Genomic DNA, 22,114 nt, shown 5'->3' on the forward strand with positions numbered 1-22,114 from the left:
GTATTCAAATTACAAACGGTAGTTAGGCGCTTCCTTTGTGATGGTCACATCATGCACATGACTCTCTGCCATACCCGCTGATGTTACCTTAACAAATGAAGGTTTTGTTTTCATGGTTTCGATGTCTTTACAACCAGTGTAGCCCATGCTCGAACGCACACCACCGACTAATTGATGAATGATTGGAGCCAAAGGACCTTTATATGCCACACGCCCTTCAATCCCTTCTGGCACTAACTTATCTTCTGCATTAGATGCCTGAAAATAACGGTCACTTGAACCTGAAGGTTGAGCCATCGCACCCAGAGACCCCATACCTCGGTATGACTTGTAAGCACGTCCCTGTAGATATTCAATTTCACCTGGCGACTCTTCCGTACCAGCAAACATTGAACCAATCATACAAGCTGACGCACCCGCAACAATTGCTTTAGCCACATCACCAGAGAAACGTAATCCACCATCAGCAATCAATGGAACGCCAGTTCCTTCAAGTGCTTTAGCTACATTAGAAATGGCTGAAATTTGTGGAACCCCCACACCCGCAACAATACGAGTCGTACAAATGGAACCAGGCCCAATACCAACTTTAACGCCATCCGCTCCAGCTGCAACTAAGTCTAAAGCCGCTTCTCCAGTTGCAATATTTCCACCAATAACTTGAATCTGTGGAAAGTTCTGTTTAACCCAAGCAACGCGATCTAAAACGCCTTGTGAGTGACCATGAGCCGTATCAACAATAATCACATCAACGCCCGCTTTAACCAAAGCCGTTACACGATCTTCAGTCTCTGCTCCTGTTCCAACTGCGGCACCAACACGTAAACGACCTTCATCATCTTTACACGCATTTGGGTGGTCAGACTTTTTCATCATATCTGAAACCGTGATCATGCCTTTCAGCTTGAAATCATCATTTACAACAAGTACACGCTCAATACGATGATCATGCAACAAATCTAAAACAACTTGTGGGTCTTCTTTCTCTTTTACCGTAACCAAGTTTTCTTTTGTTGTCATAATTTTTGAAATAGGCTGAGACATGTCCGTAACAAAACGAATATCGCGGCTCGTTACAATCCCAACCAAATCATCACCATCCATAACAGGCGCACTCGAAACACGGTTCATTTTGGTCTTTTTCAGTACATCTTCTACCGTGTCTGTTAACTGAACGGTAACAGGCTCTAAAATCACACCATGCTCATATTTTTTAACCTTACTCACAACATGCGCTTGCTCTTCAACGGTCATATTTTTGTGGATAATTCCAATCCCACCCTCTTGAGCCATAGAAATGGCCAAACGAGCTTCTGTAACCGTATCCATTGCAGCAGAAACAAATGGAATGTTTAAAGAAATGTCTTTTGTTAATTTTGTTTTCAATGAAACATCTTTTGGCAACACTGTTGAGTGTGCTGGAACCAATAAAACGTCGTCAAAAGTTAATGCATCTTGCAAAATTCTCATTTTTTTCTACCTTATATAAAACTTATAGGCTAATCAGTTATTTTTCTAAAAAGAACCGAAAAACTTCACTAAAAAGTCAATCTCATTAAATTTCAATTAGTTACGCATACAAAAGCGACAAAATTAATAGAAAAATAACGTTATTTTCATCCAATACTGGGTATTATAAAGATTGACACGACTGGGGTAAACTTAATAACGTATGCAACTATGCGAAAACAGCAAAAAAAGTGTTCGTATTAAGCTTTAACATTCTGTCAATAGCGATTACAATGACTTGCGACAAAATAAAATATATAAAAAAATATATAAGCTTATTAAAAGCTCAAAGCTCGTTAATCTGGAGGATACTCAATGAAAAAATTATTAATTGGAACAGCACTAGTAGCAGCACTTGGTATGGGTGGTTGTACATCTAATGAAGCAATGCCTACTAGCTATGCTGATATTGTTGAAAGCGCTAAAGCCGCACACGCTAAGGCAACCGCTGTAAACAATGTTTGGAAACAAAAGAAAATGAAGCAGCCTTATGTTGATACATATTTAGCACAAGCTGAAGAAGCTAAGAAAAAAGGCGATGACGCTGCGGCAATGAAGTATGCTAAAGAAGCATACAAATCTGCTCACGCTCAAGTAGCACAAATGGAAGAATGGAAAGGAATGAAAGCAGGTTGGGAAAAATAACCCCCACTTTTTAAACTTTTTATCCAAACCGACTCATTGTTTACAATCAGTCGGTTTTTTTATACCTAAAATTCATCCGTCGTTCAAAAGACCAGGCCTGGCAACCTATTTAATACAGCAACACTTACTTACCATTAATGTAAGTTTTATCATGAAACGTGGCAACCCAGTGCGGCTTTAACAAAACAAAAGCACCCAACAACATGCCATTAACAAACCCTTCAGGGGTCGCCATTAAAGGAATGTAAACGATAAAACTTTGCTTTAGCACTTCAAAACTATAAACCTCATTAACACTGAGCAAAACCGCTCCTAAAGATAAAGAAAGCACAACACCAACCGCTGCCGATAAAAATCCATTGTAAAAAAGATAGACAAAAAAGTTTGCCTCAAGAAACTTAGCCCCTAATTTATACATTGACCAAGTTACCGCTATTGGCAACACTCCCATTAAAATCGCATTTACACCTAAAGACAACCAACCTAAATCCGATTGTAATACCACACCAACTAACGCTAACAACATTGCTACAATGGCAAATTGCGGGCCAAACATCATAGTCATCAAGGTCATCAATAGAAAGTGAAAAGTAATACCGTCCTCTAAACTCGCACCAAATTGCCAAACAAAAAACACCACAACAGCCATGCCCAATAGAACATGTTGTGCACTTTTATCATTTTCTACCTTATGCCAAGGTGCGGTTTTTAAAGCCCAAATCAATACCAATACAAATAACGCCCACCCACCAACAATAGTCGTTAAACTAAGGCTTTCAGCAACTAAATTCAAACCTTACCCCTCTCTTTTAAAATTAAAAAGCAACCTCAATGGCTATTATTCGTGCTCTGTAAACGTGTACAATACCTGCCATTAAACTCACTTACTTTTACCATAAAGATAATTATAAGCCCTAATAAGAATGCGCGGATTTAAAATACTTTTTGCCAATTTTTACGACCTAATTCTACTGCTTGCTATTTGGTTTGTAGTCGCTATACCGTTTGTTTTATGGCAAGGGCAATCTTTTGAAGAAAGCCCTGCGGTAATCTTTGCCTTTCAGGTCTATATTGTAGGCATTACCTATGTTTACCTTACCTATTTCTGGATACAATCTGGGCAAACACCAGGTTTAAGAACCTGGAAACTTCAAATCGTAAATAACGATAACACCCCTATTAATAGATACAATGCAAATTTAAGATTTATCTTTACGGTACTGTTTTTTCCTGTGGGTTGGATAGGTTTATTTTTACCCAAACAACAACTTTTGCAGGATCGATTGGCAAAGACTAAAATAATACCTATTGAATATAGTTAAACACCACTCTGCTTATTCCTCCCCCAAAGTTAAAGCTTCATTTATTTTACAGGACTCAAAATGGCTACTCTAATTCTTCATAATAACACCCTAAATTTTGAACAAATTAAGGTCATTGAACATACCTTTGGCCAGCAAGGTAAGCCAGTCAAGATTAACAACCATTATCGAATTGAACTTAATGAAACACCTTCTCCAGAATTGGTTCAAAAGTTGGCCAATGAAATTATGATAGACATTAACCTATTGCCATCTGACTTTAATGCTAAAGAGATTAAATTGGTTATTAGCGACATGGATTCAACCCTTATTAGTATTGAATGTGTCGATGAAATTGCTGATTACATCAATGTTAAACCAGAGGTGTCTGCCATTACAGAAGCGGCCATGCGTGGAGAGTTAAATTTTGAAGAGTCTCTCATTAAGCGTGTAGCCCTATTAAAAGGCTTAGATACCAGTGCATTGCAATATGTTTATAGTGACCGCCTAACCCTCAACCCTGGGGCTGAAAAATGGATTTCTGGTTTGCATGAAAGAAACATTAAATTTGCGTTGGTATCGGGTGGTTTTACTTTTTTTACAGACCGACTTAAAAAAGAGTTAAATTTAGACTTTAGTCGAGCAAACGTTTTAGGTGAAGAAAATGGTGAGTTAACAGGCGAAGTCATTGGCGGTATTATCGGCGCCCAAGCTAAAGCATATTTTTTACATGAACTCTGTGATGATCTTAACATTAAACCGAGTCAAGTCATTGCTGTTGGCGACGGTGCTAATGATTTAGTCATGATGAAAGAAGCGGGATTATCTGTCGCTTATCACGCCAAACCAGCCGTACAACAACAAGCCGCAACCGCTTTAAACCATGCTGGATTAGACGCCATATTGGACTTTATTGAAGACAATTAATCCACTAACACAATATTTATTTATTGATATTTATTAGTGATATTTATTAAATTACCAGGCCTGGTAACTTAATAAACAAATAAAGCTAATAAAAAGCTGACCAATAAAAAAGCCGAGTTAGAAACAAATTCTAACTCGGCTTTTTTAATACCTTAAGTCATGTTCAACTTAGAACATATTCTTTTCTACTTCTGCTACGGCAGTAGAAATAAACACACCAAGAGTACTGTCATAACCAGGCCATTTAGAAGCTACATCTTTCATAAATGGTTCAGCAACAATTTTAGGTTTCATTTCAAAATCAGACAAGCCTTCATCATAATATTTAGCTGCGCTATTATAGATAATCTCACAGAAAGTCTGCATATCTTCACAAATTGCTGCACCATCATGCGGGCCATGACCTAACACATAAGTTTTAGCACCAAGCGCTTTGGCTTTTTTCATGGTTTCAATCGTACCTGGAAATGAGCCATCAGCCATATTAGCTACACGACGCATCGCAGTGTCACCCAAGAAAACCACGCTGTCTTCAACCACTTCAACAATCAAATCGGCTTCAGTATGAGCTTTACCAAACTGGTGAATCTTAAAGGTTGTATCCCCTTTCTTAAAAGTCTCACCACCAGCAAATGTTTTTGTAGGTGCTGTTACGATAGTACCCGTAATACCATTATTTGAAGTACGCTGCATAAAGTCATACCAAAATTGACCTGCGCCAGACTTAATTTTATCTATCGTCGCTTGATGGGCATAAATTTCCACATCAGGATAAGCTTCAACAAACGCATGGTTACCTAAGAAATGATCACCGTGGTAGTGTGTGTTAATTACCATAACAACAGGCTTATCAGTGACTTTTTTAATTTGACGAATTAACATCTCACCAATTTGTACCGAACTTCCTGTATCAATCACCACAACACCTTCACTCGTTACAACAAAAGCGGGATTGTTAAAGAAAGCGTGGTTTTCAACTGAAGGCTCAGGGTCTTTCGCTAAAAAATAATACACTTTATCTGTAACTTTAGTTGGCGTTACATCGTACATTGGCTCCGCCTTAAATTCCATTTCGCCCGTATTTGCATACAAAGGCTTTAAGGCTGACATTCCAACCAAACCAACAGACAATCCAAAAGCCGATTTTAGTAATTCACGACGATTCATAGCTACCCCTACAGAGTTGAGATTTATTAAATAAAAAGACTGACAATTTTAACACTATTTTTAAAATAAAAAATCACCCAAAAATACTTACTAAAAACACATACGCCCAATACCTGTACAATATCCATACTTTCTTAAGTTTCTATACCAATAAAGTATTAAAATATCCAACTTAGTACCGTTATTCATCAATCAAATCCAATCAAGGAAATCACCAAATGGAAATACTAAAAGCCTATCTAGACTTCGCTATTTTTGGCATCTTAGGCACAATGGGATTTATTGCTCTTTGGGTTGCGATTGAAAGAACGCTTTTTTATCGTTCATTAAAGGTTGAGGATTATGAGCATGGCGCTATTCTTAATATCGCTCTTACCAGAAACTTAACCACACTTTCCATTATTGGCTCTAACGCCCCTTTTGTTGGACTACTCGGTACCGTAGTGGGTATTTTAATTACTTTTTATGATATGGGACAAAACCAGTCACTTGATACTGGTGCAATCATGATTGGTTTAGCGCTCGCCTTAAAAGCGACTGCCGCAGGAATTGGTATTGCGATACCAACAATTATGACTTATAGCGGACTGGTCAGAAAAGTGGATGTAATAAACGCTTTATACCGTTCAAAAACACAAAAATAACCCTTAACTCGCCAACACAGAATATAGATTATGATTCGTTCCGAACTAAAACGTTTTGATAGTATGAATGTCATTCCACTCATCGACGTTATGCTGGTGCTTCTAGCCATTGTACTAATGACAGCCAGCTTTATTGTTAAAGACAGTCTAAATATCGATTTACCAGAAACCTCCAACACTCAAAGCTATGTCACTGAAAAAAATGAAACCCCCATTCATCTTTACATAAATAAAAACAACGAATATTTTATCGATGAAGAGGCGCAAAACTTAGAAGCCCTTAAAACACTATTGAATACGCTCGATACAAAACAGGCCATTACCTTACAAGTTGACAAACAAGCTGACTTTGGAACATTTGTTTCTCTAGTGGATCTCTTAAAAGGCCAAAAACTCAACAATCTAACCATCTTGACTAAGTCGCAGAGTGAATGAAGTCTCAATCAACCATCTCATTTATTCTTGCCGCTATCATTTATAGCCTTGTCTTATTTGCAGGTTACTGGCTATGGGCTACCGATATTGTCAAAATTGAGACCACACCCAAACTTACCAAAGTTCCTGTGACATTAGCCATGTTTTCAGAACCTGCACCAATCATCGAAACCCCAATTGAAGTAAAGACTCCCGTTGAACCTGTTGTTGAACCTATTGTTGAAAAAACGCCTGAACCGATTGAAGAAACAATTGAAGAACCCGTCGTAGAGCCGATAAAACCACCTGTCATCAAGCCAGAACCCGTTAAGAAAAAACCAGAACCCAAAAAAGAGGCTAAAACAGAGTCTAAAAAGGTAGTCAAAAAACAACCTCCAAAACAAGATGTTGAGCCCAAACCTATTCAAAAGCCTGTCAAACCAGCTAAAGCTGTTACTCAATCAGCCCCAAAGCCTGAAGTAAAAACAGCAGAAACTCAGAAAGTAGCCAAAAAACCAGCGATGAATTCTTATAGTACAGAACAGGTTGAAAATGCTGAACAAAACTACTTGCAAGCATTAAGAAAGCAAATACTCACCTACGCGCAAGATACTTACCCTAGAAGAGCAAAAAGACGCCACTGGGAAGGCAATGTTGTTATTAAGTTTAACCTAAATACTGAAGGATACATCACCCAGTTAAAAATTATAGAAAGTTCAGGTCGTAGCATTTTAGACCAAGCGGCATTAGAAATTTTTCAGGTTAAAATGGCTTACCACTTTAAACCCTTCCCTAAAGAAATTAAGCGCAAAAATTGGGCTATTAAGGTACCTGTTACTTACAACCTGAGATAAAAAGGTTACGCAGCAAGACTTTAACTTTAAGAGGTTTTACTAGTGCCTCCTATTAATTTCAGTACCCACTTTCTCAGCGATTCGGTTAAACATATTAAAAATATTATATTGAAACTCTTGTGGATTGAAGCCAAACTGCACTGGATAATTTAAGCTCAACACCATTTTATTTCGATTTTTCATAGCTATTTTAGGGAACTTCTGTGTTGAATTCCAATGATTGGCATACTCAAGTAACGCTTCATAATCATTCGTTTTAGTTGCAAATTGCGTTCTGACCTGAACATTCCACAAACCTTTTTTCTCTGCCGTATAGCTAAAAATAATATAGCCAGTCCAACCCTTTTTATTCATTGTATAGATCAAGTCACCATCCTTATCCACACTGTAACGAACACTCATACTATCAAGTGTTTTCATCACCATAATTTTACTGGGTGGATACAGCTTGTTTGATATCGGTGCTTCGCCACTCAATATAGCAGGCTGACCTGCTTGTGCAGACATAAAAAAACAAAAAAGAAAAAAACCAAATAACAACTGTTTCAACTGAATTAACCTTGTACAAAAGTAAATAACAAATTTTAGAGAATCTTGCTTTCTTAGCCTACTGTATCGTAAATAAAATACCAACTGATTTGAGCTTTAAAACCCTATTATTTGTGGCAAATACAAAGCGCATAGAATTTGGTAAACTATGCCGCAATAAAAATTAAAAGGATTTTCTTGTGGACTATACCGTTCCTGAAAAAAGTATCGAAGAAGTTCAAGCCGACTTAACCAAACGCTTTATGCACTTTGAGAACCCAAAAGACCGCTATAAATATCTGATTGATATGGGTAAACAATTACAACAACTAGATGATAGCTACCAAACTGAAGAGAATCGTATTCACGGGTGTCAGTCACAAGTATGGATTCATATTGAAGAAAAAGACGGTCGTTTATTTATGCAGGCTAAAAGTGATGCTGCGATTGTATCTGGCTTAATTGCTCTACTATTAAGAATTTACCACGGTAGAACACCAGAAGAAGTGGCTACAGCGCCACTCGATTTTTTAGGTAAAATTGGTTTGCTGCAACAGCTCTCACCCAACCGTTCAACTGGGTTATATCACATGATAAAGCGCATTCAGTCTGAAGGTCAAAAGCGCGTCGTATAAAATATCAAATCAATAAAAATTAGCCTCCCCTTTAATAGAGGGGGGTTGATATGTAGAAAATTTGATTCTAATTAAGTGAATCAGGTTTCTATCTAGAGTTCCTCACCAATCTCACTAATCCTAAATTGGTTGTATTGTAGCTATACTGGTAACCACCATTAAAAAATACCGCCCACGCATTGTAAGTTGCCTGAGCATTACGAGAATAAGACCAATAGGTACTACCCGAGGCATTAGGGAAAACACGTTTATCTATTGTTGGCTTTTGGAACTTACCTAAACATTTACCGTTTTGAGGCTCGCCATCTTTCACTTGCATTTTTCCGTCACTACCTAACTGATGACCCAGTCTTCCATTAGAACAATAAACAATACTATTTAGCTCTTCACGAGTAGGCAAACGCCAATCGTTGTAGCCCGCATAACCCGAATCTTTGGCAAGATCAGCTGCTTCCGTCCACAAATATTCTTCAGCACTACCGACACAACTTCCATTAGCCCATTCCTGCCCAATACTACATGCCATCCACATTAAGCCTGTTTTAGCATCCGTTACAATCCCTTTTTGTCTATCCAAAACTCGCATGCTTAAACGTGTTTCTTTCGATAACTTTTGTTCTGTTTTTTCTACAGTCTGTTTTTTATACTCTTCTAATTTACGTTTTAACTCGGCAATGGTTTTTTCATCTTCAGAAACTTTGGCTTTGATTTTAGTTTTAGATTCAGCGACTTTAGGTGCGGCAACAGAGACTGGTTGATTTACTTTTCTCTCTACTGGTTTATTAACTATTTTCTTTGCTTCTATTTTCTCTTGAACCACTACTTTCTTAACAGGTTTAGGTAAAGGCTGTGCTTCAGCCTTTACTTCTGGCAAAGCTTGTTGAATAGGCTGTTTAGGTATCGCACTTTGGTTTGTCGCTGCGTTTTCAGGCTTAACGTCCAACACTATTGACTCTTGTTGAGTAGAAACCTCTTTGACTTTTACTGGAGGCAATGATGCTTTGGCTGAGTCATTAGACTCTAATGTCGCGGATACAACCACATTATCAGCTTGAGCGATTGGTTTAGAAACATCGCCCTTAGTTTCAGCAGACAAACTGTTATTTGGTTTAGCCGATTGGCTTATGATGGATTGATTCGTTTGAATATCATCATTTTGTAACCCCAAACTTAGGGGAGCAAAGTTCAAATACCAGAAAGCACCACCAGCAACTAATAAGAGCAACAACAGTAAAATAATCCACTTCCCCTTACCAGATGAAGACTCCGCCCCCCCTGTTGTCGCTGCATTAGGATTTTTTGTATCAGTTATTGGCTCTAAATCTTCCGAGCCACAATAGTTACAAGAAGTTAGAGCCCTTGAAACAACAGTATTTCTGTTACCACAATTCCTACAAACCTGTATTTTCATACTTTTAACTTCCCCTCATAACTAAACTTTATGTTTTATCATCATGTTATATGATTAAACCACACTCTATAAATAAGATATAGCACGGCTATTTTGTGAAGACATTAACTTAACTTATAGCGCATCAGTAGCAAAATCGTTACCAAAATGGCTATTAAATTCGTCGCTTTAATTCTTGTTATTTTATGTGTATCCTAAATACCCTTTTATATTCGTTAATAAAAATACAGAGGAGAAAACGAATGTCTTATTTAAAGAGTTTTCCTAACCAAGAAGGTTTTTTTGGTGACTTTGGTGGGGCCTTTTTACCACCAGTATTGATCCCCCATTTTGAAGAAATCAATAAAGCCTATATGGAGCTAGGACGTTCAGCAGACTTTTTAAATGAACTCAAATACATTCGCAAACACTACCAAGGCCGCCCAACCCCCGTGTATTACGCGCACAATCTCAGCAAAGAAGTTGGTGCACATATCTACCTCAAACGTGAAGATCTAAACCACTCTGGTGCCCACAAACTTAATCACTGTATGGCAGAAGCCTTACTGGCTAAACATATGGGTAAAACCAAACTGATTGCTGAAACAGGCGCAGGCCAACACGGTGTCGCTTTGGCTACTGCAGCCGCTTATTTTGGGATGGAGTGTGAAATTCATATGGGTGAAATCGACATTGCCAAAGAAGCCCCTAATGTTACCCGCATGAAATTATTGGGCGCTAAAGTTGTGCCCGTTTCTTTTGGCGGGAGAAGCTTAAAAGAGGCGGTCGATTCTGCGTTTGACTCTTATGTACCACAAGCTGATACTGCTTTATTTGCCATTGGCTCTGTTGTTGGCCCTCATCCCTTCCCAATGATGGTGCGTAACTTCCAGTCGGTTGTTGGACATGAAGCAAGAGAACAATTTTTAGAAATGACGGGAGAACTACCTGATGAAGTAGGCGCTTGCGTTGGAGGTGGATCAAACGCAATGGGTATGTTTGCAGGCTTTATCGAAGATGAAAATGTCAGTCTAAACGGCGTAGAACCATTAGGACGAGGTACAAATATTGGTGAACACTCCGCCACTATGACCTATGGTAAACCTGGCATGATTCACGGTTTTAAATGCCTATTATTAGAAGATGAAGAAGGCAATCCAGCTCCAGTTCATTCCATTGCTTCTGGTTTAGATTACCCAGGTGTCGGACCAGAACACTCCTACCTAAAAACCATGGGCAAAGTAAATTATCATGCCGTCACTGATGATGAAACTTTAGATGCATTTTATAAATTATCACGCATGGAAGGCATTATCCCCGCTCTAGAAAGCTCCCATGCCGTTGCATGGGCCATGAAACACGGTAAGGAAAACCCTAGTAGCACTATTTTAATCAATCTATCTGGTCGCGGTGATAAAGACATCGATTATGTGGCCGAAAATTTTGGTACGGGTGAATAAACCCAGCTAACACTAAACCCACAGCCCCTTAATTGGGGCTTTTTTTATCTGAACTATCGTAACTATTATCGTGCGTATCTTGCACTTTTCTTGGCTAGATTAGTTTAGGTTGTGGAAAAGCCGCATCAACACAATTATGTACAACTTACTGTTCATGTTATAATAAAAACAACATCAAGCGAGAGGAAAGTTTATGCAAGTTGTAAGTTATACAGACGCTAGGAATAGCTTAAAAAGTGTTTTAGATGCAGTTACGGATAATGCCGATTTCACCGTAATTACACGCAGAGATTCTGAAAATGCAGTGGTTATGTCGCAGGACTACTTTAATAGTCTAATGGAAACGGTTCACTTACTAAAATCGCCTGCAAATGTGGCGCATCTCAAAGAATCTATTGAACAATATCGCTCAGGTAAAACCGTTCAGAAAGTATTGATTGACGATGAAAGCTGAACTCATATCTTGGACTGAGAGTGCTTGGAGTGACTATCTTTATTGGCAAACCCAAGACAAAAAAACGCTTAGGCGAATCAATAGACTCATAACAGATACTATGCGTTCACCGTTTGAAGGCATCGGAAAGCCTGAACCATTGAAAGAAAACCTCTCTGGCTTTTGGTCAAGACGTATAGATGAGACAAACAGACTTGTTTATGCATTTGACAATAAAAAAATAACGATAATCGCTTGCCGATACCACTACGAGTAAAGGCAATAGTTAAGCTTGGCTAATTAATAGTTCAGGTATCCCGTTGTGTCTTGAATTTAATGCTTTTCAGAAAGTTACCAGGCCTGGTTGTTTGGCTTTTAAGATTTGATTTGTCTTAGCTATTGAGAAGCCTTTATAAATATTTATACACCTTTTAAGCCAACTTTTAGGCTTCCCCTTACTTTATTTGCTTGCCCAAACAAAGTAAGCAAACAAAGGGCACCTCGACCGTTCACTACGTTAAGAACTTTGCACAATCTATTCCCAGGGGCCAACTTAACTTTGTGAGCATAGGGTAAAACACAGTCTACAACACAAGATAATGTTTAATTAAAAATACGGAATTAACGTAGTAAAATCCTCCCCTCTGTAAGAAATCGCTCTTTTACTTAGCGAAGGATGCGGTTAAAGATTCTCATTGTTTCTTGTCTCTCCGCTTCGCTGCAGCCAAGTTCTTCGTGTGAGCGAAGCGAGTTCACAAACTTGAGCAGACAAGCTTAGTAAAATCGTTTTCGTCAGCGGGGTTTGCCCCAAGGGCACTTCTTTCAGGGCGCGTATTTGGTTACTTTTTGCCGAACAGCAAACGAAGAACTCGACTGCAGAGACGAGAAAAAGTGACGGGAAGCCTGAGCCATGAAATTAAAAACCTATAAATATTAAAAAGGCTTCTCAATCATACAACAATCAATAGAGCCAAACCGAATCGACTTTCCATCGCTTTTTCCAATCCATTCAGTCAGAAAACACTAATAAAAGTGTAGCACTACATTTAAGTATTACACCCTAATAAAAAAGCCCCGCTAGGAAATCCTAAACGGGGCTTTGATTGAACGTTTTAAAGTGGCTCTAAATTAAGCGACTTTTAGCTTCTCTTGTGAAGTGGCTTCTAAACGTGCAATACGATCTTCAAGGTCTGGGTGAGACTTGAATAGATCACCGAAAGACGACTTTTTAGCCGAGATACCAAATGCGGCCATTTGGTCAGGTAATTCACCTGGCTGCATGGTTTGTAGACGACGCAAAGCGGCAATCATATTCTCTTTACCAGCTAAGTAAGCACCACCGTTATCCGCATGGAATTCACGGTAACGAGAGAACGCCATCGCGATGATACTTGCCAAAATACCGAATAAGATTTGTGCAACGATATCCACAACAATAAATGTCAAACTATGACCTTCTTGCTCATTTTTAAGCACTACGCGGTCAACAATGTAAGCTACGATTTTTGCAAAGAAAATAACAAACGTGTTCAACACACCTTGTAATAATGCCATGGTTACCATGTCACCGTTAGCTACGTGAGCGACTTCGTGACCTAGAACCGCTTCTACTTCGTTTTGACGCATACTACGCATCAACCCTGTTGAAACAGCAACCAATGAGTTGTTTTTCGTCATCCCTGTTGCAAAGGCGTTTGGTTCTGGAGAGTCATAAATAGCCACTTCTGGCGTTTTGATTCCCGCTTTAGCTGCTTGAGCCGTTACTGTATCAACTAACCACTTCTCATCTGCATTACGTGGCTGAGTAATCACTTGAGCACCCGTTGACATTTTTGCCATCCACTTTGACATAGCCAAAGAGACAAACGAACCTGCAAAACCAAAAATTAACGCAAACATAAACAAGTTGTTTAGGTTCAGGCTAGTACCCTCCATGTAGTTGCCTACACCCAAGATATTCATTGCTAACATTGCAACCGCAATGACCGCAATGTTTGTTAATAAAAACAGACCAATACGCTTCATCATTTTCTCCTTAGAAGTGTTGTGTGGTATTCAAAATTTAGCTATTAACCAATATAAGGATTTTTTATAACCTTTCAAGTTTTATTATTGATATTTGATTAAATATCCATTTTTCCTCAAGATTACCAGGCCTGGTAATTAAATGAACTTATCATAAATAAGGTTTTTAAGCTTATTCACAAGGATAGATTAGCTTAACTTCTCTTTTAACATTTTGTTTACTTGCCCTGGATTAGCCTGACCACCAGAAGCCTTCATAATTTGCCCCACAAAATAGCCCATCATTTTCTCTTGTCCATCCTTATAGGCTTGAACTTGATCTGGGTTATTGGCAAGTACTTCATCCACTAAAGCTTCAATCGCTCCCGTATCTGTAATCTGTTTTAGACCTTTGGCTTCAATAATTTCATCGGCAGAACCTTCGCCATTCCACATCGCTTCGAAAACTTGTTTAGCAATTTTGCCCGAAATGGTTTCATCCATTAGACGTTTAATCATTCCTGCTAACATTGCTGCAGAAACTGGCGATTCATTGACAGAAAGCCCATCTTTATTCAAGGCGGCAGCAAAACCAGACGTCATCCAGTTAGCACATAGTTTGGCATCTTTACCTTCTGTTTCAGCCACTAAAGCTTCAAAGAATTCAGCCATTTCACGAGAACTGGTCAAGACTTCTGCATCATAGTCACTTAAACCAAACTCGGCTACAAAACGGGTACGTTTTGCATCTGGCAACTCAGGCATAGTCGCTTTAACGGCTTCAATGTCTTCTTCTGTGATAATAACAGGCAGTAAATCTGGACAAGGGAAATAACGGTAGTCATTGGCCTCTTCTTTAGAACGCATTGAACGAGTCGTGTCGTTTTCCGAATCATAAAGGCGAGTTTCTTGAACGACTTGCCCACCATTTTCAATCAGTTCAATTTGGCGTTCAATTTCAAACTCAATCGCTTTTTCAATAAAGCGAAAGGAGTTTATGTTTTTTAACTCGGTACGTGTACCAAGAGGTTCACCAGGTTTACGAACCGAGACGTTTGAATCGACACGGAAAGAACCTTCTTGCATATTACCGTCACAAATCCCTAAGTACTGAACTAACTCATGCATTTTTTTAGCATAAGCGACCGCTTCTTTAGCTGATGACATATCAGGGTCAGAAACGATTTCTAATAGTGGTGTTCCGGCACGGTTTAAGTCAATTCCACTCATACCTGGCACAATACCGTGGTTTGATTTACCCGCATCTTCTTCTAAGTGCGCACGGGTGACACCAATGACTTTTTTAACACCATCCACTTCAATTTCTAATGTACCTTGACCGACAATTGGAAACTCTAATTGCGTGGTCTGATAGCCTTTAGGCAAATCTGGATACATATAGTTTTTACGGTCAAATACCGATTTGCGACCAATTTCTGCATTCAGCGCCAATCCGAGAGCGATGGATTTATTAATCACCCCCGCGTTTAACACTGGCAACATGCCTGGCATACCTAAATCAATATTGGAGGCCTGGCTATTTGGTGCTGCACCATAAGCAATCGACGACCCTGAAAATATCTTTGATTTTGTGGTTAACTGAGCGTGTATCTCTAAACCAATTACAACTTCCCAACTCATATTCTGTTAACTCCTATTATTGATACTGTTCAGGCATCTGTTTATGCCAATCAGTCACTTGTTGATATTGGTGACCAATATTCAACAGTTTTGCCTCACTGAAATAAGGCCCAACAATGTGTAAACCTACTGGTCGATTGTTTGCAAAACCAGCTGGAACTGACAGGCCTGGTAAACCAGCTAAGTTAACAGGAATGGTGTATAAATCGGATAGATACATACTGACTTGGTCGTCTGACTTTTCGCCAATATTAAAGGCTGGACTAGGCGCAACAGGCCCCATAATCACATCACAAGATTCAAACGCTTTAGTAAAGTCATCACGCACCATACGACGCAGTTTTTGTGCTTTTAAATAATAGGCATCGTAAAAACCAGCTGATAAGGCATAAGCCCCAACCATAATACGGCGCTTCACTTCAGCACCAAAGCCTTCAGAACGTGAACGTTTATAAAGGTCTTCTAAATCTTTAGGATTTTCACAACGATGGCCAAAGCGCACCCCATCAAAACGTGATAAGTTTGATGAGGCTTCTGCTGGCGCCAATACATAATAAGAAGGTACCGCTAAATCTTTATTCGGTAGGTGAACTTCTACAATTTCCGCACCCAACTTTTCAATTTCTGCAATGGCATTAACCACAGCAATTTCTACATCAGGATCTAAACCTTCGCCAAAGTATTCTGCAGGAACACCTACTTTTAAACCTTTTAGAGATTGACCTAATTCGGCTGTAAAATCTGGTGTTTCACGTTCTAAGCTCGTTGAATCACGCTCATCAAACCCTGCCATGGCATTTAACATCCAGGCCGCATCTTCTGCCGAACGTGTCATTGGCCCTGCTTGGTCAAAACTTGAGGCATACGCCACAATTCCAAAACGTGAAACCGCACCGTAGGTTGGTTTAATCCCAGTAATACCGCAAAAAGAGGCTGGCTGGCGAATAGACCCACCTGTATCGGTACCCGTTGCCATTGGCGCAAGACCTGCGGCAATCACCGCGGCTGCACCACCCGATGAACCACCAGGTACGGCATTTAAGTCCCAAGGGTTTTTGGTTGGCCCGTAATAACTGCTTTCAGAGGAAGAACCCATGGCAAACTCATCCATATTGGTTTTACCTAAAATAGGCATACCGACTTTTTTAAGCTGAGTCACTACATGTGCATCGTAAGGCGCAATAAAGTTATCTAACATTTTTGAGCTACAAGAAGTTTTAATTCCGTCAGTACAAAAAATGTCTTTGTGGGCAACAGGAATCCCCGTTAGCAATTCACCTTGTCCAGAAGCCAATTTCTCATCCGCTTCTTTGGCCATCGCAATCGCCAGTTCTGGTGTTACGGTTACGTAAGCGTTAATGTCTGCATCGAATTGAGCAATACGATCCAAATAGTGTTGAGTTAATTGCACACTGGTAATTTCACCCGCATGTAATTTTTCACTCATCTGTTTAATAGTTAAATTATGCATTTTCTTGTTTTTCTCACTCAATCACTTGTGGCACTAAATACAATGCGTTTTCAACGGCTGGGGCAACGGATTGTAGCTTTTCATGTTGATCGGTTTCTGTGACAACATCTGGGCGTAAACGCTGAACCTGGTCTAATGGATGCGCCATTGGCAAAACATCATCCGTATTAGCGGCTTGCATTTGTGAGAATAAATCTAAAATATTAGATAGTTTTGCGGCTACGTCATCAACTTCAGATTCTTTGACTTCAATAGCAGCTAAACGAGAAATGTATTCGACTTCAGTTTTTCCTAAAGACACACTCTACTCCTAATCGGATACGGGATATGGTTGCTCTACCCGTTTTGGCTGTTTTTAACAGCGTTTTTTAACGAATTTCTTCGTTTAAAAACTTTCTGCAGCACGCCAAAACCAGTAGAAAAAATTTGACCGTATAAAATACCATATTAACGCCCTCTACTAAAGACTATTTATTGGCTTTAACAGGGTTTTATTTGTTTAATTCTGAAAAACATCTCATAAGGCATTGTCGACTTTTTTCTATTTTTGAGCCATAAAAAAAGGATTATCAAGTTTACTTATCCATCTCGATAATTAAAAGAAAATTAGTCTTCTACGAGCTTACAGAATAAGTTAAAATGCCAGGATTATTTTTAAGTCTAATTCTTTAAGGACCGCACTCAATGTTTCGCAAATTCATGGGACTCTTCTCAAACGACCTTTCTATTGATTTAGGTACTGCAAACACACTTATCTACGTTCGTGGTAAAGGCATGGTATTAAACGAGCCTTCAGTCGTTTCAATCCGCACGAACAAACGTGGAAGCAATAGTCGCTCTATTGTGGCAGTAGGTGAAAACGCTAAACTCATGCTTGGTAAAGAAAACCAAGACATTCAGACCGTTCGTCCTTTAAAAGATGGCGTTATCGCGGACTTTGAAGTCACTGAAAAAATGCTACAAGCCTTTATTAAAAAAGTCCATGAAGCCAAGTTTTTTCAACCTAGCCCTCGCGTTTTAGTTTGTGTACCTTGTGGCTCTACTCAAGTTGAGCGTCGTGCCATTCGTGAATCAGCCGCTGGGGCTGGTGCACGTGAAGTTTACTTAATTGAAGAACCAATGGCTGCGGCAATCGGTGCTGGCATGCCTGTATCAGAACCAACGGGTTCTATGGTGGTTGATATCGGTGGCGGTACCACAGAAGTGGCTACCCTTTCTTTAAACGGTATCGTTTGGTCGGATTCAGTTAAAGTCGGTGGTGACCGTTTTGATGACGCCATCATCAAATATGTACGTCGTAATTACGGCATGATTATTGGTGAAACAACGGCCGAAAAAATTAAGAAAACCATTGGTACGGCTTACCATGAAGTAAACCCTGATACCATGGAAGTTCACGGCTCTAACATTGCTGAAGCCGTGCCACGTCGTTTCACATTAAACAGTAATGAAGTATTAGAAGCGTTACAAGAACCTCTTTCAGCGATTGTAAGCGCCGTAAGAACTGCTTTAGAAAATACGCCACCAGAACTAGGGGCGGATATTGCCGAGCATGGTATTGTGCTAACTGGTGGAGGCGCTTTACTTCGCAATCTCAGTACATTGCTTTCTGAAGAGACTGGAATCCCTGTCATTATCGCAGACGACCCTCTAACGTGTGTCGCGCGTGGCGGTGGCAGAGCTTTAGAACTAATGGATGAAAAAGGCGTTGACGTTTTTTCTTTTGAATAACTCTGTAGTTAACTCAAAAGCAAATAACCACACGTTTTAATTTAGTCTAGGAGAACGGCAATCAACCTAAACAGCTCATCCTCACAACAGGAAGGAATGCAGTTTATTATTGCATTCATTCTTGCCATTGTGCTGATGGCTGCCGACCACTATGGTCAAATTTTAGGCAGTGTTCGCAGTGTTCTCCTAACCACACTTTCTCCTATTGAAAGAGCAGCGACCCTCCCAAAACACATCTATCAATTGGTTACGACAGATTTCACCTCAATCAACTCACTTGAGATGGAAAATCAGCAGTTAAAAACCGAGATCCTCCTTCTAAAAGCGCAGCAGCAGCAACTTGCTAACCTTGAATTGCAAGTAGAGCGTCTCGAATCGCTTCTAGGCACAACGGGTAAAATCACCAACCAAACTGTGCAAATTGCGACAGTGACTTTTTACAGCAGCAACCCTTTATCACAATTTATTACATTGAATAAAGGAAGCCTAGATAAAGTAAAAAACCAGCAAACCGTTATTGATTCTTTAGGGATAATGGGGCAAATCATCCAAACCACCCCAACCACATCTCGGGTACTGCTCATTACCGACCCTGACCACCAAATTCCAGTTCGCATTCAGCGTACTGGACAACGCGGCATATTAAATGGGACTGGTCACGACAATGCTAAACTCAGCTTTATTCCTGTTAACAGCGAAGTCAAAGTGGGTGATATCATTGAAAGCTCAGGGCTTGGCGGCATTTTTCCAGCTGGGTACCCAGTAGCAAAAATCACCCAAATTGATATTCAGGGAGATAATCCCTATTTCAATATCTCTGCGACACCGATTGCAAAATTAAACCAATCCCACAAAGTTCTTATCATCTCGCAAGAAGAAGCTGAAGACTGGCGCAATAACTTTGACTTTGATTTAGACTTTAACTTAAAAACTCAAGACCCAAAAGACAAACAAGAAGGAACGCATTAATGACTGAAAAATTTGTCAATATTCGCTCCAGCCAGGTCCGTTGGCTCATTTTATTGTCGTTTCTTTTTGCCCTGATCATCGACAGCATGATTCTGCTAAATAATTCATTGCAGTTTATTCCGCCAATGACACTAATTGCTGTACTGTATTGGAGCAGTCACTATTTAGATAGAACCTACTTTATTTCAGCCTTTATATTAGGTGTATTGGCTGATGCCCTTTACCAGACCACACTAGGGGCTCACGCACTACTCTATTGTTTAATTCTCTTTATGATGATTCGCAACAGACTGCAATTTAGAACCTACCCGAGTTGGCAACAGGCGTTTATTATTGGTATTTATTTATTGATTTATCAAGCATTAAACTATCTGTTTTTTAGTCCCGTTCTGGTTGATGGTGCATTTGTTCCTTATTGGAGCATGCCAGCCGCAGGCATTATTATTTGGCCATTTGCATCTGCTATGTTAAATAAAATTACACAAAGTCTTACTTAAACCATGCAGGCCTGGTAAAAGTAACATGAAAGAGTCTTTAAACTTTAATAGTGATGCAGAAACTCTGCAAAAAAAGCGTCGGTTTCGTTTCCGACTCTATTTTGCCTATGCGTTTGTATTATTATTATTTGCCTTTCTAATTGGTCGCATGGCGCATTTGCAGTGGTATAACTTCGAACGCTATCACGGCCTAGCTGAAGGCAATCGAATCTCGGTTGAAACACTACCTCCAACCCGTGGCAAAATTTACGACCGCAACCATATTTTGCTTGCTGATAACCAACCCGTTTATGCACTAACCATGATTCGTGAGAAGATGGATGATATCCACGCTTTTGAACTCGCCCTCATGAATTTACTCGACAACACCAATCCAGAGAAAATTGAAGACTATTTCAAAAAATTCAGGAAGTGGAATCGTTCAAAATCCTATACTCTGCCTTTTTCCATAACAGAGGAACAAGCCGCACGTTTTTCTGTTATGAGCTACAAATACCCAGGGGTCACCCTTTCTGCGCGTTTAAAACGGGTCTACCCTCACAAAAGTACCGCCGTTCATGCCTTAGGTTACGTAGGACGAATTAATGTTAAAGAACTAAAAACACTCAATGAAAAAGAGTATTTAGGCACGAACATTATCGGTAAATCAGGCATTGAACGCTTTTACGAAAGCCGTTTGCATGGCTCACCAGGCGTTCAACAAATTGAGACCAATGCGCGTGGTCGAATCTTACGTAAACTTGAAACCTTACCTGCCACGCCTGGCGAAGATATTCACTTAACACTCGATATCAAACTGCAACAATATACTGAAAACCTTCTTAAAGATCATCGCGGCTCGATGATTGCCATTGACCCGCAAAATGGCGAGATTTTGGCTTTTGCTAGCATGCCAACCTTTGACCCAAATCTGTTTGTAGATGGCATTGACCAAGACAATTATAATCGTTTACTTTACGATCCTGATCGCCCGTTTATTAACCGTGCAATCAATGGGCAATACCCGCCAGGTTCTACCATCAAACCATTTGTAGCCTTGGGTGCTATTGAGAACAATGTTATTTCACCTACCAAAAAGATTTACGACCCTGGCTATTTTGATTTTGCAAACCATCGTTACCGCGATTGGAAACGTACAGGCCATGGCTTGGTTGATTTAAACGATGCGATTGCCCAGTCTTGTGATACCTATTTTTATGAATTGAGCTTAAATATGGGGGTCGATGCCATTCATGATGCGATGGCACCCTTTGGCTTTGGCTCAAAAACGAACATTGATATCATTGGTGAATCTAAAGGTATTTTACCTTCGCAAAAGTGGAAACAAGAGACCAAAGGCAAACCTTGGTATCGAGGTGAAACCATTATCTCTTCGATTGGTCAGGGGTATAATTTAACGACGCCTTTGCAGCTCGCTAAAGCCACTGCGATTTTGGCTAACCGTGGCAAAATCATTCAGCCACACTTGCTTAGAGATGAACTTAAAGCCTCGCCCACTGAGCAAATCCAAATTAATAAAATTTCTAACTGGGAAACAGTGATCAAGGGCATGGAAAACGTCATGCACGGAAAAAAAGGAACTGCAAGAAGGCATGGTGCAGGTCTACCGTTTAAAATGGCAGGAAAAACAGGTACTGCACAGGTCTTTAGTTTAAACCAAGGCAAGTACAATGCAGATGAACTCGCTAAAAGACTACATGACCACTCTCTGTTTATTGGGTTTGCCCCTGTAGAAAAACCACAAATTGCCGTTGCCGTCATTGTCGAAAACGGTGGTAGCGGCAGTAAAACCGCAGCGCCTATGGCCGTTGATTTAATTCAACATTACCTGCAAGACAAGCTTTTGCAAGAAGACAACGATGCTGATAATACAGATGAATAAGAAGCCTTCAAG

At 39.7% G+C, this 22,114-nt stretch carries 23 protein-coding genes; 14 read left to right on the plus strand and 9 right to left on the minus strand.

All coding sequences use genetic code 11. The features are described from left to right. Positions 1 to 9 precede the first annotated feature (9 nt). Complete coding sequence (gene guaB / locus A379_RS03645) at positions 10 to 1,470, minus strand: IMP dehydrogenase (protein ID WP_040725831.1); 1,461 nt, start codon at positions 1,468 to 1,470, stop codon at positions 10 to 12. Positions 1,471 to 1,824: 354 nt separating this feature from the next. Here guaB and A379_RS03650 point away from each other — a divergent pair, with 354 nt between their 5' ends. Beyond that, a complete protein-coding gene (locus A379_RS03650; RefSeq protein ID WP_040725834.1) occupies positions 1,825 to 2,154 on the plus strand; it encodes a hypothetical protein in 330 nt (109 codons plus the stop codon). Between the two features lie 124 nt (positions 2,155 to 2,278). On the opposite strand, the gene A379_RS03655 is transcribed toward A379_RS03650, so the two are convergent. Beyond that, complete coding sequence (locus A379_RS03655) at positions 2,279 to 2,947, minus strand: energy-coupling factor ABC transporter permease (RefSeq protein ID WP_040725835.1); 669 nt, start codon at positions 2,945 to 2,947, stop codon at positions 2,279 to 2,281. Positions 2,948 to 3,077: 130 nt separating this feature from the next. Between A379_RS03655 and A379_RS03660 the strand changes: the two genes are divergently transcribed. Together A379_RS03660 and serB are read left to right on the plus strand one after the other, a co-directional pair. Beyond that, entirely contained in the window at positions 3,078 to 3,476 is a 399-nt protein-coding gene (locus A379_RS03660) for an RDD family protein (RefSeq protein ID WP_040725837.1), read from the plus strand. Positions 3,477 to 3,536: 60 nt separating this feature from the next. After that, positions 3,537 to 4,382 (plus strand): phosphoserine phosphatase SerB, encoded by an 846-nt coding sequence (gene serB, locus A379_RS03665; RefSeq protein ID WP_040725840.1) that lies wholly within the window; start codon positions 3,537 to 3,539, stop codon positions 4,380 to 4,382. Between the two features lie 168 nt (positions 4,383 to 4,550). Here the strand turns inward: serB and A379_RS03670 are convergent, their stop codons facing one another. Next, a complete protein-coding gene (locus tag A379_RS03670) occupies positions 4,551 to 5,549 on the minus strand; it encodes an MBL fold metallo-hydrolase (RefSeq protein ID WP_040725843.1) in 999 nt (332 codons plus the stop codon). A 218-nt stretch (positions 5,550 to 5,767) separates the two neighbouring features. Between A379_RS03670 and exbB the strand changes: the two genes are divergently transcribed. The 3 genes from exbB to A379_RS03685 are packed head-to-tail and all read left to right on the plus strand — an operon-like array spanning position 5,768 to position 7,461. After that, on the plus strand, positions 5,768 to 6,193 hold the full coding sequence (gene exbB / locus A379_RS03675; RefSeq protein ID WP_040725845.1) for a TonB-system energizer ExbB: 426 nt from the start codon (positions 5,768 to 5,770) through the stop codon (positions 6,191 to 6,193). Between the two features lie 30 nt (positions 6,194 to 6,223). Then, on the plus strand, positions 6,224 to 6,628 hold the full coding sequence (locus A379_RS03680) for a biopolymer transporter ExbD (RefSeq protein WP_040725847.1): 405 nt from the start codon (positions 6,224 to 6,226) through the stop codon (positions 6,626 to 6,628). Beyond that, on the plus strand, positions 6,625 to 7,461 hold the full coding sequence (locus A379_RS03685) for an energy transducer TonB (RefSeq protein WP_040725848.1): 837 nt from the start codon (positions 6,625 to 6,627) through the stop codon (positions 7,459 to 7,461). The genes A379_RS03680 and A379_RS03685 overlap by 4 nt, the downstream gene beginning before the upstream one ends. Positions 7,462 to 7,500: 39 nt before the next feature. Here the strand turns inward: A379_RS03685 and A379_RS03690 are convergent, their stop codons facing one another. Continuing rightward, positions 7,501 to 7,968 carry a YbjN domain-containing protein gene (locus tag A379_RS03690; RefSeq protein ID WP_157832338.1) on the minus strand — a complete coding sequence of 156 codons (468 nt, stop codon included), beginning with the start codon at positions 7,966 to 7,968 and terminating at the stop codon, positions 7,501 to 7,503. A gap of 221 nt (positions 7,969 to 8,189) precedes the next feature. Between A379_RS03690 and A379_RS03695 the strand changes: the two genes are divergently transcribed. Next, positions 8,190 to 8,624 (plus strand): SufE family protein, encoded by a 435-nt coding sequence (locus A379_RS03695; protein ID WP_040725850.1) that lies wholly within the window; start codon positions 8,190 to 8,192, stop codon positions 8,622 to 8,624. A gap of 88 nt (positions 8,625 to 8,712) precedes the next feature. On the opposite strand, the gene A379_RS12580 is transcribed toward A379_RS03695, so the two are convergent. Further along, complete coding sequence (locus A379_RS12580; protein ID WP_051144987.1) at positions 8,713 to 10,035, minus strand: DUF1566 domain-containing protein; 1,323 nt, start codon at positions 10,033 to 10,035, stop codon at positions 8,713 to 8,715. 242 nt (positions 10,036 to 10,277) lie between these two features. On the opposite strand from A379_RS12580, the gene trpB reads away from it, so the two are divergent. The 3 genes from trpB (at position 10,278) to A379_RS03715 (ending at position 12,184) form a co-directional block, all read left to right on the plus strand. Continuing rightward, positions 10,278 to 11,474, plus strand: a complete 1,197-nt coding sequence (gene trpB / locus A379_RS03705; RefSeq protein WP_040725851.1) for a tryptophan synthase subunit beta — start codon at positions 10,278 to 10,280, stop codon at positions 11,472 to 11,474. Between the two features lie 193 nt (positions 11,475 to 11,667). Next, positions 11,668 to 11,928, plus strand: a complete 261-nt coding sequence (locus A379_RS03710; protein WP_040725853.1) for a type II toxin-antitoxin system Phd/YefM family antitoxin — start codon at positions 11,668 to 11,670, stop codon at positions 11,926 to 11,928. After that, on the plus strand, positions 11,918 to 12,184 hold the full coding sequence (locus tag A379_RS03715) for a Txe/YoeB family addiction module toxin (RefSeq protein WP_040725855.1): 267 nt from the start codon (positions 11,918 to 11,920) through the stop codon (positions 12,182 to 12,184). Before A379_RS03710 ends, A379_RS03715 begins: the two co-directional genes overlap by 11 nt. An 851-nt stretch (positions 12,185 to 13,035) precedes the next feature. Here A379_RS03715 and htpX read toward each other — a convergent pair. The 4 genes from htpX to gatC all read right to left on the minus strand — a co-directional run bounded on the left by htpX (position 13,036) and on the right by gatC (position 17,324). Then, entirely contained in the window at positions 13,036 to 13,932 is an 897-nt protein-coding gene (gene htpX / locus A379_RS03720; RefSeq protein WP_040725858.1) for a protease HtpX, read from the minus strand. 189 nt (positions 13,933 to 14,121) lie between these two features. Beyond that, a complete protein-coding gene (gene gatB / locus A379_RS03725; RefSeq protein WP_040725859.1) occupies positions 14,122 to 15,552 on the minus strand; it encodes an Asp-tRNA(Asn)/Glu-tRNA(Gln) amidotransferase subunit GatB in 1,431 nt (476 codons plus the stop codon). A gap of 16 nt (positions 15,553 to 15,568) precedes the next feature. Next, entirely contained in the window at positions 15,569 to 17,023 is a 1,455-nt protein-coding gene (gene gatA / locus A379_RS03730) for an Asp-tRNA(Asn)/Glu-tRNA(Gln) amidotransferase subunit GatA (protein WP_040725861.1), read from the minus strand. A 13-nt stretch (positions 17,024 to 17,036) separates the two neighbouring features. Continuing rightward, the gene (gatC, locus tag A379_RS03735) at positions 17,037 to 17,324 is read right to left on the minus strand and encodes an Asp-tRNA(Asn)/Glu-tRNA(Gln) amidotransferase subunit GatC (RefSeq protein WP_040725863.1); all 288 of its coding nucleotides are present in this window, start codon (positions 17,322 to 17,324) and stop codon (positions 17,037 to 17,039) included. Positions 17,325 to 17,707: 383 nt separating this feature from the next. On the opposite strand from gatC, the gene A379_RS03740 reads away from it, so the two are divergent. From A379_RS03740 to mrdA, 4 genes are all read left to right on the plus strand, one after another. Further along, entirely contained in the window at positions 17,708 to 18,754 is a 1,047-nt protein-coding gene (locus A379_RS03740) for a rod shape-determining protein (RefSeq protein WP_040725866.1), read from the plus strand. A gap of 96 nt (positions 18,755 to 18,850) precedes the next feature. Further along, on the plus strand, positions 18,851 to 19,723 hold the full coding sequence (gene mreC, locus A379_RS03745) for a rod shape-determining protein MreC (RefSeq protein WP_081696323.1): 873 nt from the start codon (positions 18,851 to 18,853) through the stop codon (positions 19,721 to 19,723). Further along, a complete protein-coding gene (mreD, locus tag A379_RS03750; protein ID WP_040725868.1) occupies positions 19,723 to 20,220 on the plus strand; it encodes a rod shape-determining protein MreD in 498 nt (165 codons plus the stop codon). Before mreC ends, mreD begins: the two co-directional genes overlap by 1 nt. 25 nt (positions 20,221 to 20,245) lie before the next feature. Next, on the plus strand, positions 20,246 to 22,102 hold the full coding sequence (gene mrdA / locus A379_RS03755) for a penicillin-binding protein 2 (RefSeq protein WP_051144988.1): 1,857 nt from the start codon (positions 20,246 to 20,248) through the stop codon (positions 22,100 to 22,102). Positions 22,103 to 22,114 lie beyond the last annotated feature (12 nt).

It is taken from the genome of Thiomicrorhabdus sp. Kp2 (genome assembly GCF_000478585.1).
Lineage (GTDB): Bacteria > Pseudomonadota > Gammaproteobacteria > Thiomicrospirales > Thiomicrospiraceae > Thiomicrorhabdus.

Excerpts from the sequence above, each read along its gene's own strand:
- guaB (WP_040725831.1), bottom strand. The coding sequence starts at position 1,470 with ATGAGAATTTTGCAAGATGCATTAACTTTTGACGACGTTTTATTGGTT.
- A379_RS03650 (WP_040725834.1), top strand. The coding sequence starts at position 1,825 with ATGAAAAAATTATTAATTGGAACAGCACTAGTAGCAGCACTTGGTATG.
- A379_RS03660 (WP_040725837.1), top strand. The coding sequence starts at position 3,078 with ATGCGCGGATTTAAAATACTTTTTGCCAATTTTTACGACCTAATTCTA.
- serB (WP_040725840.1), top strand. The coding sequence starts at position 3,537 with ATGGCTACTCTAATTCTTCATAATAACACCCTAAATTTTGAACAAATT.
- A379_RS03670 (WP_040725843.1), bottom strand. The coding sequence starts at position 5,549 with ATGAATCGTCGTGAATTACTAAAATCGGCTTTTGGATTGTCTGTTGGT.
- exbB (WP_040725845.1), top strand. The coding sequence starts at position 5,768 with ATGGAAATACTAAAAGCCTATCTAGACTTCGCTATTTTTGGCATCTTA.
- A379_RS03680 (WP_040725847.1), top strand. The coding sequence starts at position 6,224 with ATGATTCGTTCCGAACTAAAACGTTTTGATAGTATGAATGTCATTCCA.
- A379_RS03685 (WP_040725848.1), top strand. The coding sequence starts at position 6,625 with ATGAAGTCTCAATCAACCATCTCATTTATTCTTGCCGCTATCATTTAT.
- A379_RS03690 (WP_157832338.1), bottom strand. The coding sequence starts at position 7,968 with ATGTCTGCACAAGCAGGTCAGCCTGCTATATTGAGTGGCGAAGCACCG.
- A379_RS12580 (WP_051144987.1), bottom strand. The coding sequence starts at position 10,035 with ATGAAAATACAGGTTTGTAGGAATTGTGGTAACAGAAATACTGTTGTT.
- trpB (WP_040725851.1), top strand. The coding sequence starts at position 10,278 with ATGTCTTATTTAAAGAGTTTTCCTAACCAAGAAGGTTTTTTTGGTGAC.
- A379_RS03710 (WP_040725853.1), top strand. The coding sequence starts at position 11,668 with ATGCAAGTTGTAAGTTATACAGACGCTAGGAATAGCTTAAAAAGTGTT.
- A379_RS03715 (WP_040725855.1), top strand. The coding sequence starts at position 11,918 with ATGAAAGCTGAACTCATATCTTGGACTGAGAGTGCTTGGAGTGACTAT.
- htpX (WP_040725858.1), bottom strand. The coding sequence starts at position 13,932 with ATGAAGCGTATTGGTCTGTTTTTATTAACAAACATTGCGGTCATTGCG.
- gatB (WP_040725859.1), bottom strand. The coding sequence starts at position 15,552 with ATGAGTTGGGAAGTTGTAATTGGTTTAGAGATACACGCTCAGTTAACC.
- gatA (WP_040725861.1), bottom strand. The coding sequence starts at position 17,023 with ATGCATAATTTAACTATTAAACAGATGAGTGAAAAATTACATGCGGGT.
- A379_RS03740 (WP_040725866.1), top strand. The coding sequence starts at position 17,708 with ATGTTTCGCAAATTCATGGGACTCTTCTCAAACGACCTTTCTATTGAT.
- mreC (WP_081696323.1), top strand. The coding sequence starts at position 18,851 with ATGCAGTTTATTATTGCATTCATTCTTGCCATTGTGCTGATGGCTGCC.
- mreD (WP_040725868.1), top strand. The coding sequence starts at position 19,723 with ATGACTGAAAAATTTGTCAATATTCGCTCCAGCCAGGTCCGTTGGCTC.
- mrdA (WP_051144988.1), top strand. The coding sequence starts at position 20,246 with ATGAAAGAGTCTTTAAACTTTAATAGTGATGCAGAAACTCTGCAAAAA.